Raw genomic sequence first — 12,142 nt, forward strand, 5'->3', positions numbered from 1 at the left:
AGGTCGGCCGAGGCGAGCAGGTTGGCCGGGGCGTTCGGTCTGGGCGAGGCGACGGCGTTCACACGGGTCGCCCGGGGTGCGATGGGAGCGGTGTGGCGGCTCGAGACGCACACCGGTGTGTTCGCCGCGAAGGAAGCCTTCTGGCGGCCGCCTGAGGAAGAGCCGGTACGGATGGAGGTCGCCTTCCGGGCGGCCTGCGGGGTTCGCAGCCCGGACCCGCTGACGACGCCTTCCGGCCTGTACGTCGCCGACGGCTGGCGCCTGTACGAGTGGGTCGACGGCGTCGTACCGCCGCGTGACGACCTCGACGCGATGGCGTGGCTCGCCGAGCAGATGGCGGCGATCCACAATGCCGGGTGGACCGACGGGCCGACGCACGACTTCTACCACCGGGTCGACGTCGACTGGCCGGCGCTGGCCGCGCGCGCACCCGAGGTGACGGCGTCCGTGCCCAGGCTCATCGAGCTCACCGACCTGGTGAACTCGGCGAGCCTGGGCGAGCGGGTCCTGTGCCACCGGGACCTGACGCCGTCGAACATGCTGATCGGTGCCGACGGCCCGTACTTGGTTGACTGGGACAACGTCGGAACGTTGCCTCCGGCCCAGGAGCTCGGGTTCCTGCTGATCAACCAGCTCACCGACGAGCACGCCGTACGACGGATCGTCTCGGCGTACAGCAAGGCTGGAGGTCCTGGCCGGATCACCGGTCCCGACGGCTTCGCGACGGGGCTGGCGATCATGCTGAACTACCTGGACGTCCAGACGAACGACGCGCTCGATCCCGATCTCGCCGACGAGCACCGGGCGTTCGCCGCGAGCCAGATCGCCGGGCAGCTCGCGTCGCTGCCGGCGCCCGGCGTACTGGAGCGTGCGGCTCAGTTCGCCCGCGTGTAGATCCCGTCGGCCCGGTTCAGGTGCCCTTCGTCGACCAGGTGCCGCCGCAGGGTCGCGTGGTCGGCGTTCCAGGCCTGGAGGATCTCGTTGACCTCGCGCTCGGCGTACTGCCTGTCCGGCTCGAACGACCCGGCCAGGTACTCCAGCACGACCTTGAACTTCGCCGGCGCCGTCGGAAAGTGCGTCAGCCTCCCGTCACGGATGAACGCGCGCAGCACGTTGTCCCGCTCCGGATCGGCCGACAACGGCTCCCGCGCCGGCCGCCCCGTGCGTACGGCCTCTTTGAAAACCTCGACGTCGGCCCGCAATTCGTTGCCATCCGCAACAACCAGGTCGCTTTTGCCCAGCCGCTGCAACGCCTTGGCCACCGCCGCGGGCTCCAGCCCGGTCCGCTCCGCGACCTCCCCGGGAGTCCCGGCCCCCAGCACGAGCGCGGAGTACACCCGCAGACGAGACGGTTCGGCCAGGAGTCCACACAGTTGGTCGGCATTCATGCGATCCACGCTAGTGACCGCGGCAACCGAATTTCAGCGCCTCCGGGCGGCAGTGGACAGTGCCGAGGTGAACGACATGTTGTCGTCGGCGTTGAGCGTCACGCCCGGCGGCACGATCTCGTCGATGCGGTCGAGCACCTCGGTGGAGAGCGCGATCTCGGCCGCCGGCAGCTGCGACTCCAGGTGCTCGAGCGTGCGCGGCCCGATGATCGCCGAGGTCACCGCCGGATGCCGTACGACGAACGCGATCGCCAACTCGATCAGTGTCGTCCCCGCCTCCTCGGCGAGCTTCGCGAGCGCGTCCGCGGCCGCGAGCTTGCGCTGGTTGACCTCCAACCCGAGGTCGAACCGCGCCGGGAACCGCCCGGCCCGCCCCGACTCCGGCTTCTCCGCGTCGATCCGGTACCCACCGGTCAGCCAGCCCATCGCGAGCGGGCTGTAGGTGAGCACGCCCATCCCGTACCGCTGGGCGGTCGGCAGGACGTCGTACTCGATCGCCCGAGCGAGGATCGAGTACGGCGGCTGCTCGGTGCGAAAGCGCTCTCGGCCGCGCCGCTCGGCGGTCCACTGCGCCTCGACGATCTCCGACGCCGGGACGGTCGAGGCGCCGAACGCGCGGATCTTGCCCTGCGCCGTCAGGTCGGACAGCGCGCCGAGCGTCTCGTCGATGTCGACGGTCGGGTCGAGGCGGTGGATCTGGTACAGGTCGATCCAGTCGGTCCCGAGCCGCCGCAGCGACCGCTCGACCGACTCGACGATCCAGCGCCGCGACGCGCCCCGGTGGTTGGGGTCGTCGTCGAACGGCAGCCCGACCTTGGTCGCCAGCACGACGTCGTCGCGCCGGCCGGCGAGCGCCTTGCCGACGATCTCCTCCGACTCACCGGCCGAGTAGACGTCGGCGGTGTCGACGAAGTTGATCCCGGCGTCGAGCGCGCGGTGAACGATCCGGACCGACGCGTCGTGATCCGGGTTGCCGGCGCCGCCGAACATCATCGCGCCGAGGCAGAGCTCGCTGACGGTGATGCCGGTGCGTCCGAGTGGGCGGTAGTCCATGAGGTGTCCGTTCCTGGTGAGGTACTCTCCGACCATGACCGGAGAGGCTATCCACTTAGACAGTAACGGACAGGCTATCCACTTACAAGGAGAGTCTGCACCGGAGGCTGCCCAGGCGTCTGGCAAGCGTGCTGATGCACGTCGGAACAGAGACAAGATCCTTGCCGCCGCCCGTCAGGCGTTCAGTGAAGGCGGGGAGACGTCGATGGCCGAGATCTCCCGCCGCGCCGGCGTCGGCATGGCGACGCTCTACCGCAACTTCCCCGGCCGCCGCGAACTGCTCGAAGCCGTGTACGCCGACGAGGTCACCGCTCTGTCCGAGGCCGCTCGGGTCGCCACGGGGGAGACTCCCGGCGCTGCCCTGCGGACCTGGCTCCTGCACTTCTCCCACTTCGTCACCGCCAAGCGCGAGGTCGCCACCGAGCTGCTCACCCAGCTGGGCACCGACAAAGCAGTCTTCGGCGAAGGCCGAGCCGCCGGCCTCGCCGCGGGCCGCCCGCTGCTGGCGGCAGCCCAGCAGTCCGGCGAGGTCCGAGACGACCTGACCCTCGAGCAGGTCTTCGACATGGTCGTCGCCATCGCCAGGATCAACGCCGACACCGACTACGTAGCCCCCATCCTGCACACCGCCCTCGACGGCCTGCTCACGCCGCCCGCCGACTGACGCTGTCGCCCGTTCCCCGCCTTGCGGCTGGGGCCATCGTCTGCCTCCCGGCCACGCCGGCTGCGTGCTATGACAGAGGCATGCAGCCAGGTCCGCACAACGCGATCACCGATGTTCCCGGCGTACTGGTCGGCCAGGTCGAGCGCACCGACGCGCCGTACCTGACCGGCACGACGGTCGTCTACTTCCCCGGTACGGCGGTCGCCGGCGTCGACGTCCGCGGCGGCGCCCCCGGCACCCGCGAGACCGACCTGCTCGACCCGGTCAACGCCAATCCCGGCGTCAACGCGATCGTCCTGTCCGGCGGCAGCGCCTACGGCCTCGACACGGCGGCCGGCGTGATGGCGTGGCTGGAGGAGCGCGGCGAGGGCGTCCGAGTCGGCGCGGGCGAGCACGACGTGGTCCCCATCGTCCCCACCGCCGTCATCTTCGACCTGGCCCGAGGCGGCGACTTCAAAGCCCGCCCCACCGCCGACTGGGGCCGCGACGCCATCACCGCCGCCACCACCGATCCCGTTGCCCAAGGCAACCATGGAGCCGGTGCGGGAGCCCGCGTAGGCGGCCTCAAAGGCGGCACCGGCACAGCCAGCGTCCGCCTCCCCGACGGTACGACGGTCGCTGCCCTGGCCATCGTCAACGCCGCAGGCTCAGCAGTAGCCCCCACCGGCCGTCTCTACGGCGACTCATCCGCACTCGCCGACGAGTTCGGCGTACTCAACACACCCACCGAACCCCCGCCCGCCCCACCCACCGGTCCCATCCCCGGCATGAACACGGTCATCGCCGTCATTGCCACCGACGCCCCGCTCGACAAGGCGGCCGCCAAGCGCCTCGCGATGATCGCCCACGACGGCCTCGCCCGAGCCATCGACCCCGTCCATACCCTCGTCGACGGCGACTCCATCTTCGGCGTCTCCACCGCCCCCAAGGACACCCAGCGCCTGAGCGTCACCGACCCCACCGCCCTGCTCCGACTGGAAACCCTCTTCGCCGCCGGCGCCCGCTGCCTTACCCGCGCCATCACCCACGGCGTACTGGCCGCCGAGTCGGTCAACTCCCCAGCCGGCCGCCTCTCCAGCTACCGCGACACCTACCCGTCAGCCTTCGAGAGCTGACTTGTCAGTCCACCTCGATCCGAATCGCCGCGGGACGCTCCGGCCACTCAAGAGGCTCCATCCGCAGCGCGCTGCCTGCGTCCCACTCGCTGACCACACCACGCGCCGGGTCGTAGGCGGTGCCCTCGGTGGCGACGTGCTGCCTTACCGGTGTCAGTGGTAGGCGAAGTAGCGGTCCCACCAGGTGGGGCCGGGTGGGGTGAAGGGGCCTAGATCGGTGGGTCCGTCGTACGGGTACTGCAGGACCTCCTCCGGCATCGGGACGTAGCCCAGGCTGATCAGCGTCTGCTCGACCTTGTGGACGTCGGTCGGGTCGACCTTGCCCGCAGAACGGGCGTCCTGGATGCCGAAGAAGGCGCCGGGGGCCTCGGCGGCGATCATGGAGAGCGGTGTGAACTTGCTCAGTTGGACGACGATCTGTGTGCCGCACACCGTGGCAGCTGCCGGTACGGCTACTCGGCCGAACTCGGAGGCGTCTTCGAAGTCGCGGTCGGTCTCGCACCGGGTGTTGAAGTGCGAGTTCAGTTGTTCGGCCAGTTGACCGAAGGAGATCGCCGCCTGCTTGCGGTTGAAGCCGGCCGGTGACTCGAGCCGCACAGGATCGTCCAGCCGGCGGAGCAGCTCCATCAGGCCCAGGTCCGCCGGGAGGCTTCCCACGGTCACCGTGCCGGTGAAGGTGGTCTCGATGAGTCTGCGGTCGGCGGGGGAGTAGATCCAGAACTCGGGGAAGGTCTCGACGATCGCTGGGAGGTGAACGGCGGCGGCTGCGAGGGTGAGGCTCACCGACGGTACGGCGAGGCTGCTCCACAGGAAGATCAGCTCGGTCGCGTCCGGCAGGTCCTGGGCCAGGTCGGTGGTTCCGGTGACGGCGGTGCGGAGTACCTGGCTGTCTGGAACCTCTTGCCAGTTGATCGTCGCGTCGGGGTTGCGGGGGAAGCGCGCGATGCTTTGTCCTTCGAGCGCGAGGTGATCGAGGAGCGGCAGGAGCTCGACCCCGGGCCGGCCGGACCACACCCCAGGGCTGGTCAGCGTGATCATGGCGCCGGGGAGGAGGTCGGGCCTCGTGCCGTAGCGGCCTTCGATCGTCACGGGGATCAGGCTAGGCGGTCGAACGGCTACGGCGGCGTACGACCTGGGGACTACGCGCGCGCACTCGTGGACGGCCTAAAGGCGACTGGGGAACAGGTCCTCGGGCCGACGTAACCGGAAGGCAGCGCCGCGAGGGTTGAGGTATGACTCAGCCCAGTCCTCAGATGATGCAGGTGCCCCCTTCGAACCAGCCGGCGTTGGCCGGGTGGGGGTTGGTGAAGTACTACGGAGAAGTAGTGGGACTGGCGGGGGTGGATGTTGCCGTCAGGCCGGGGGAGGCGCTGGCGGTGATGGGGCCCAGCGGGAACGGGAAGACGACGTTGCTGCACGTGCTGGCGGGGATCTTGACGCCGGATCAAGGCGAAGTGTGGCTGGGCGGTGAGCGGGTTGATCAGCTCAACGACTCGCAGCGGACCGTGCTGCGCAGGAGGCGGCTCGGGTTCGTGTTTCAGGACAACCAGTTGCTGGCGGAGTTGCCGGCGGACGAGAACGTCGCGTTGCCGTTGATGGTGGACGGGGTGTCCCGAAGGGAAGCTGTCGGCCGGGCGCGGGCGATGCTGGCTCAGGTGGGACTGGCCAACGAGGCAGGCCGCAGGCCGGGGGAGCTGTCCGGCGGACAGGCTCAGCGGGTCGCGATCGCGCGGGCGTTGGTGGGCGAGCCGCAGGCGGTGTTCGCGGACGAACCCACGGGCGCGCTCGACGCGGCGACCGGTGCGCAGGTGATCGACCTGCTGGTGGGGGCGGCGACTCACAGGGGCGCGGCCGTGGTGGTCGTGACGCACGACGACGCGGTCGCCGCGCGCTGCCACCGCGTCGTACGGATCGTGGACAGCCGGGTGAGTGAGCGATGAGTCCGATGACCGATCTCGGGCTGCGGTTCGTGCGCAGACCCGGGCCGGGCGGACGCGCGGCCAACCTCGCCGCGTTCGGCGCGACCGCGGTGGTCGCGCTCCTGGTCACCTTCCTGATCGCGGGCACCCTCGGACTGAGCCACCGGTCCGACCGGATCGGCTGGCGCGTCACCGACGACGGTGACGCCCGTACGGCGGTCGGCGTGACCAACAGCGTCGAGGACATGGCCGCGGGCAAGCCCGTCACCCGCATCGACCTCGCCGTCACCGACGACCAGCGCAACGCACAACTCCCGGCGCCGCCCGGTCTGCCGCACGCGCCGAAGCCGGGCGAGGTCTTCGTGTCGCCCGCGCTCGCCAAGCTCTGGGGCTCCGGCGATCTCGCCAAGCGCTACAAGGTCGACCAGCCGACCGGCACCATCTCCAGTGCCGGGCTCTCCTCGCCCGACGAACTGGTCGCGATCCGCGGCCTCGCACCGAACACCCCAGGCCTGCAGGCCGACGACCATCCCAACTACCTGACCAGCTGGAACGGTACGGCGATCGACAGCCGGATCGGCATGCTGCTCATCTTCGTTGCCTTCGGCATCGCACTGGTCCTGTTCCCGCTGCTCAGCCTGGTCGGCCAGGCAGCCGGCGTCGCCGCCAAGCGCCGCGAGCACCGGCTCGCCGCCCTCCGGCTCGCCGGAGCGACCCGCGGCCAGGTCCTGCTGCTCAGCGCGGTCGAGCAGGCCGTGCTCGCGTTCTTCGGCGCCGTGACCGGTGTGATCGCCTACACCGCACTCAGCCCGCTGATCGCGCGGATCCCGATCGGCGGCGGCCACTGGTACCTCCAGGACCTGACCGTCAGCTGGTGGATCGTCCTGGTGGTGCTGGCCGCCGTACCGCTGCTGTCGGTGCTCAGCGCAATGATCGGCCTCGGCCGCGTCAGCATCACCCCGCTCGGTGTCGTCCGCGGTCAGACCCGCAAGGGCATCAGCGCCCTGCGCCTCGGCCTGCTCGTCATCGGCCCGGTGATGCTGGCCGTGCTCGGCATGGGCGGCGCCATCCTGGCGCTGCTGATCGCCGTCGGCGTCGCCGCGCTCGCAGTACGCGTTGTCGGTCCGTTCGCCGTCCAGGTGATCGGCCGCATGCTCGCCAACGCGGCGAACGGTCCGGTCGCGCTGCTGGCTGGCCGACGCCTGGCCGACGACCCAAAGGCCGCGTTCCGCCCCGTCGCTGCATTGGTGCTGAGCGGATTCGTGACCGGTTTCCTCGCGCTCTTCATGCCGTACGGCGCAACGCAGGACGGGACTGATGCCGCGTTCGAGCTCCGCACCACCCAAGCCCAGGTCGTCGTCCAGGACGCCAGGGCCCGGCTCGCCGCGGCCGGGCTCAAGGGCGAGGTGACGGCCGCGGACCGGACGGTCGAGATCGTCGTCGCGACCGGGGACCGGGAGACGGCACGGACTGTCCTGTACGACGTCGTCCCGGGATCGGTGCCGCTCACCGCGGCCGAGAAAGACGACCAGGAAGCCGGCACGTACCTCGAAATGCGCCTCGGCGTCGCACTCCTGCTCGGCCTGGTCTTCGTCACGGGAGCGGCGTCGACCGCCGCCGGAGCAGTCGGTACGGCGCTCGACCAGTCCGGCCCGGCCAAGGCGCTGCGCCGATCGGGAGTGCCGCTCAAGGTGATCGAGCGGTCGGCACGAGTGGCGGCCGTCGTACCGGTGATCGGTGTCGGGCTACCGGTGGTCGGCTTCGGAGCCATGTGCGGTCTGCTGCTGAGCGGTGGCCACGTGATGACCGAGGGCAGTTCCGGTGTCCTGCTGCTCGTCGGGCAGGTGGTGGTCGGAGTGGTTCTGGTCGCGGTGGCCGGTGCGGCCGGCGCTCCCGTACTGCGCAAGGCCAGCGCCGGCTAGACCCGGACCGCTGGGCCCGTCCGCGTGCCGCAACACGCGGCGGGCAAGCGGCGTCCCGAGGACTGGGACAGGACCCTGGTCCGGCGCATGCAAGGATGTGGGCATGCGTGACCTGAATGCGCCGGTCCCGGAGCTCACGGACGCCTCTGCCGCTCTGCGCGAGGCGATCGACCGGTGCGGCTACTACCCCGACGTCGTGACGGACTCTCTCGCGATCGCCATCGCGAACGAACCGATCCGGGCGTTCGTCCTCCAGCACGAACCGACCTTCGACCGTGACGAGGTCCGCCGGCACATCACGATCCTGGCGCTCACCCCGACCCGGCTGATCGTCGGGCACACCGACGAGCACGCGGCCGACGACCTGATCCGGGCGCCGTACGCGTCGACCTCGACCGAGGCGATCCCGCTCAACCGGGTGAACGCGGTCGTGGTGAACCGCGTCGTGCCGAACCCGTCGGCGTACGCCTCGACCAAGGCCGACCCGGTCTCGGCCGGCGGTGAGGTCGTGCTGACGATCGGCTGGGGCATGGTGAACCGGATCGACCTCGAGCCCGCCGTCTGCGCCGACCCGAGCTGCGAGGCCGACCACGGCTACACCGGGTCCGTTGCCGCCGACGACATCTCGCTGCGGATCAGCGCGGCCGCCGACGGCCCGGCCGGGATCCAGCAGGTGCTCGACTTCGCTGCCGCACTGTCCTTCGCGACCACGAAGTAGTCACCCGTGCCCGATCCGACGCCGACACTGCCCGCGTACGGCGGTGGGTCGCTCGCCGACGTCCTGCCCTCGGTCGCCGGGGCGCTGGCGGTCCCGGGCGAGCACAACCTGCTCGAGCTTCCCGAGTCCAAGCGGTACGCCGTACTGCTGCTGGACGGCCTCGGCTGGAACCTGCTGCGCCGCAATCCCGAGCAGGCGCCCTATCTGAGCTCGTTGACGGCGAGAGCGCTGACGGCCGGCGTACCGTCGACGACAGCGGTGAGCCTGACCAGCCTCGGCACGGGTCTTCCACCGGGGGCGCACGGGATCGTCGGCTACTCGTCGATCGTGCCGGACACCGGTGCCCTACTGAACGCGCTCGCCTGGGACGCGCCGGTCGATCCGCGGCGCTGGCAGCCGCACCCGACCGTGTTCGAGCGGGTCGCCGCCGCAGGTGTCGCAACGCGGAACGTCAGCAAGGCGCGGTTCGACAAGTCGGGCCTGACTGCCGCGGCGTTCCGGGGGAGTGCGCATCGGGGCGCCGACACGATCGAGGACCGGCTCGACGCGACCAGGTTCGCGAGCCGCGAGGGCAGCTCGTCGCTGGTCTACGTGTACGACTCCCAGCTCGACTACACCGGTCACATGCAGGGCTGCGAGTCCTGGCAGTGGCGCAAGGAGCTGACCGCGGCCGACGCGTTCGCGCAGCGGGTGCGCTCGTCGCTGCCGCGGGACGCCGTACTGGTGGTTGTCGCCGACCACGGGATGGTCGACGTCGCGCCGGAGGACCGGATCGACCTGGACGCCGATCCGACGCTGACCGAGGGGCTGCGGCTGATCGGTGGGGAGTCGCGGTTCCGGCACCTGTACTGCATCCCGGGCGCTGAGCCGTACGTCGCGGAGCGCTACCGCGAACTGCTCGGAGACCGGGCGCTCGTGCTGTCGCGCGCGGAGGCGTCCGAGCGGGGATGGTTCGGTCCGGTCGAGGAGCGGGTCGCGCCCCGGATCGGGGACGTCGTGGTCGCGTCGCTGGGCCCGGTCGCGCTGGTCGCGGGGACGCGCTTCCCGCAGGAGGCCGGGCTGATCGGCGTGCACGGCTCGCTGACCGAGGACGAGATGATGATCCCCCTCCTGGTCGACGCCGGCTAGAAGCTCCAGACGTTCCAGAAGAACGTCGAGGTCGCGTCGCGGCCGCCGCCGTCCTGGGCCCGGACGCTCACCTTGTAGCGGCCCGGGCCCGGCGTCAGGACGCCGGTGATCCAGCCGCGTTCCGGGTTGATCTTCAGGCCCGGCGGCAGGCCGGTCGCGGTGTAGCCGATCTCGCCCTTGCTGCTGAGACCCTTGATCAGCAACGGTACGGCGGGCAGCCCGCCGATCCCGAGCTGCTCACCCGGCCTGGTGATCGTCACGCCGGTCGTCGGCGTCTTCGTCGAGGCGCCGACCGCCTCGGCCGCGTCGACCAAGCCTTCGCCGTAGTACGAGTTGACCGCCTCCGAGCCGGTGCACTCGCCGCCGGACGTGGCCGGGCAGGTGAGGTCGTTGGCCTGGGCCTTGAGCCGTTCGCGGACCTGCTCGGGGTTCAGCTTCGGGTTCGCGCTGCGCAGCAGAGCGGCGACGCCGGCGACGTGCGGCGACGCCATCGACGTACCGTCCATGCCCTGGTAGCCGCCGCCCGGGACGGTCGAGTAGACGTCCTCGCCGGGCGCCGCGACGGTGATCTTGCCGGTGCCGTAGTTGGAGAAGCTCGATTTCACGCTGCCGCCGTCGACGGAGGCGGTCACGATCATGTTCGGCAGCTCGGTCGGCAGGCTGATGCAGTCGTCGGTGATGGTGCGTTCGGCCGGGGTCGAGTCGTTCGGGCTGGTGTCGTCGGTGGACTTGGAGGCCAGGTTGTACTTCTCGTTGCCGGCCGCGGCGACGTTGACGACGCCCTTGCTGTCGGCGTACGCGACCGAACGCCGTACCGCTTCGGCGATCGCGTCCTGGTCGGGGTCGTTCGGGCAGGTGAACAGCCACGGGTCGGTGTAGTAGCTGTTGTTGGTGACCGAGACGCCCTTGTCGGCGGCGAACACGAACGCGCAGACCGTGTTCTCCGGGAAGAACAGGTTCTGCCCGCCGGTCTCGGCGACACGGATCGAGGAGACCCGGACACCGGGTGCGACACCGACCATGCCCTTGCCGTCCTTGGCCGCGGCGATCGTGCCGGCCACGTGCGTGCCGTGCGAGGCGACCGGGCGCCAGGCGCCGGGACGGGCGTCGACCTTGCCGTAGGCGCAGGACGCCGAGCGGGCCGGGTCGAAGTTCGCCTTCAGGTCCGGGTGCTGGTCGTCGACGCCGGTGTCCAGCACGCCGACCGTGATCGACTTCGAGCCCGGGTTGACCGCCCACGCCTTGTCCGCGCCGATCTGCTGCATGTCCGGGCGCGGGATCTCGGGCGACGCGTCCGGCGTCTCGACCGGTGCCGGCGGGAGCGCCGGGTTCGCGGCGTCGGCCGGGACGTCCGACGTACGGGTCGCTCCGACCTTCTGGACGCCGCTGACCCCGCGCAGCTTCGCGGGGAAGTCCGCGGTGGACGAGTGCACGACCAGGACGCCGATCCCGTCGTACGCCGCGAAGACGGTGCCGCCGTTGCCCGTGATCGCCGACGTCACCGCGGCCGTCTGCTTCGGAGCGGTCAGCACGAAGTAGGCACGCAGCCCCGCCTCGGCCCGGCCCGGTACGGCGGCGGCGGCCGGCCCAGGAACGGTGGCCGGCGTCAGGATCAGGGCGAAGGAAAGGGCGAACAGCAGGGCTTTGCGCACGACCCAGTAGAACCTGGCGAGGGTGCAGAACAAAAGCCGACGCCCCCGGCGTTACTGACCCGCAAGCGACTTTGGCAGGGTGCCCGTGGCCGCCGACGAGCGGATACCGGATTCCGTAGAGTGACCCTGTGGAACCACGGATGTTCGCAGCTCGGCGACTTGGGGGCAGGGATGGTCTGGCAGCCGCTGGCTAGGTGGTCGCAACGGCGCAGCCGGAAGAAGGCGGAACGGGGCCGGCTGAAGGAGGAGGCGGAGCGCAACCGTCTGCGCCGCCAAGAGGAACTGCGGGCCTCGGCCAAGGCGGCCGTCGAAGCCCGCGCCCGCGCCGAGGACCCAGACAACGCAACCGTGAACGAGTTGGTGCGGATCGGGCTTGCCGGCGGATTCCTGGACGGAGGTCCCGGTCAGGAACGCACCCGGGAGCTGGGGCGGATGCTGGACAGCGTGGGTGGTATCGAGGAGATGCGTGCCTTCCATCGCGAAGTCGCGAGCCGGCTGCCGGACCCCGCCGGCCCTCGCGAGCTCGAACGTGCCTGGGACCACATCGGAAAATGGTGGGGCTGACCTGACAGCGGTGCAGAAC

Annotated in this window: 12 protein-coding genes; 8 read left to right on the forward strand and 4 right to left on the reverse strand. The window is 70.6% G+C overall.

Going from position 1 to position 12,142, the window contains the following annotated elements:
• Nucleotides 1-21 precede the first annotated feature (21 nt).
• On the forward strand, nt 22-894 hold the full coding sequence (locus ACLQ2O_RS13320; RefSeq protein WP_425830863.1) for a phosphotransferase enzyme family protein: 873 nt from the start codon (nt 22-24) through the stop codon (nt 892-894).
• Here the strand turns inward: ACLQ2O_RS13320 and ACLQ2O_RS13325 are convergent.
• Together ACLQ2O_RS13325 and ACLQ2O_RS13330 are read right to left on the reverse strand one after the other, a co-directional pair.
• A complete protein-coding gene (locus tag ACLQ2O_RS13325; RefSeq protein ID WP_425830865.1) occupies nt 876-1,388 on the reverse strand; it encodes a DUF2087 domain-containing protein in 513 nt (170 codons plus the stop codon). The two genes, ACLQ2O_RS13320 and ACLQ2O_RS13325, sit on opposite strands and share 19 nt — an antisense overlap.
• A gap of 33 nt (nt 1,389-1,421) precedes the next feature.
• Nucleotides 1,422-2,441: an aldo/keto reductase gene (locus tag ACLQ2O_RS13330; RefSeq protein ID WP_425830867.1), complete on the reverse strand. Its 1,020-nt coding sequence runs from the start codon at nt 2,439-2,441 to the stop codon at nt 1,422-1,424.
• Nucleotides 2,442-2,475: 34 nt separating this feature from the next.
• On the opposite strand from ACLQ2O_RS13330, the gene ACLQ2O_RS13335 reads away from it, so the two are divergent.
• Together ACLQ2O_RS13335 and ACLQ2O_RS13340 are read left to right on the forward strand one after the other, a co-directional pair.
• A complete protein-coding gene (locus ACLQ2O_RS13335; RefSeq protein ID WP_425830869.1) occupies nt 2,476-3,105 on the forward strand; it encodes a TetR/AcrR family transcriptional regulator in 630 nt (209 codons plus the stop codon).
• An 80-nt stretch (nt 3,106-3,185) separates the two neighbouring features.
• Nucleotides 3,186-4,220, forward strand: coding sequence for a P1 family peptidase (locus ACLQ2O_RS13340; protein ID WP_425830871.1), 1,035 nt, complete (start codon nt 3,186-3,188; stop codon nt 4,218-4,220).
• Nucleotides 4,221-4,373: 153 nt separating this feature from the next.
• On the opposite strand, the gene ACLQ2O_RS13345 is transcribed toward ACLQ2O_RS13340, so the two are convergent.
• Complete coding sequence (locus tag ACLQ2O_RS13345; RefSeq protein WP_425830873.1) at nt 4,374-5,309, reverse strand: hypothetical protein; 936 nt, start codon at nt 5,307-5,309, stop codon at nt 4,374-4,376.
• A 143-nt stretch (nt 5,310-5,452) separates the two neighbouring features.
• Between ACLQ2O_RS13345 and ACLQ2O_RS13350 the strand changes: the two genes are divergently transcribed.
• The 4 genes from ACLQ2O_RS13350 (at nt 5,453) to ACLQ2O_RS13365 (ending at nt 9,907) form a co-directional block, all read left to right on the forward strand.
• Nucleotides 5,453-6,160, forward strand: coding sequence for an ABC transporter ATP-binding protein (locus ACLQ2O_RS13350; RefSeq protein ID WP_425830875.1), 708 nt, complete (start codon nt 5,453-5,455; stop codon nt 6,158-6,160).
• Nucleotides 6,157-8,061 carry an FtsX-like permease family protein gene (locus tag ACLQ2O_RS13355; RefSeq protein WP_425830877.1) on the forward strand — a complete coding sequence of 635 codons (1,905 nt, stop codon included), beginning with the start codon at nt 6,157-6,159 and terminating at the stop codon, nt 8,059-8,061. The genes ACLQ2O_RS13350 and ACLQ2O_RS13355 overlap by 4 nt, the downstream gene beginning before the upstream one ends.
• A gap of 103 nt (nt 8,062-8,164) precedes the next feature.
• Nucleotides 8,165-8,779, forward strand: a complete 615-nt coding sequence (locus tag ACLQ2O_RS13360) for a DUF5998 family protein (protein ID WP_425830879.1) — start codon at nt 8,165-8,167, stop codon at nt 8,777-8,779.
• Between the two features lie 6 nt (nt 8,780-8,785).
• Nucleotides 8,786-9,907 (forward strand): alkaline phosphatase family protein, encoded by a 1,122-nt coding sequence (locus tag ACLQ2O_RS13365; protein WP_425830881.1) that lies wholly within the window; start codon nt 8,786-8,788, stop codon nt 9,905-9,907.
• On the opposite strand, the gene ACLQ2O_RS13370 is transcribed toward ACLQ2O_RS13365, so the two are convergent.
• Entirely contained in the window at nt 9,904-11,559 is a 1,656-nt protein-coding gene (locus tag ACLQ2O_RS13370; protein ID WP_425830883.1) for a S8 family peptidase, read from the reverse strand. The genes ACLQ2O_RS13365 and ACLQ2O_RS13370 overlap by 4 nt on opposite strands.
• 171 nt (nt 11,560-11,730) lie before the next feature.
• On the opposite strand from ACLQ2O_RS13370, the gene ACLQ2O_RS13375 reads away from it, so the two are divergent.
• Nucleotides 11,731-12,123: a hypothetical protein gene (locus tag ACLQ2O_RS13375; protein WP_425830885.1), complete on the forward strand. Its 393-nt coding sequence runs from the start codon at nt 11,731-11,733 to the stop codon at nt 12,121-12,123.
• The last annotated feature ends 19 nt before the right edge of the window (nt 12,124-12,142 follow it).

It is taken from the genome of Kribbella sp. DT2 (genome assembly GCF_049844575.1).
GTDB lineage: Bacteria > Actinomycetota > Actinomycetes > Propionibacteriales > Kribbellaceae > Kribbella.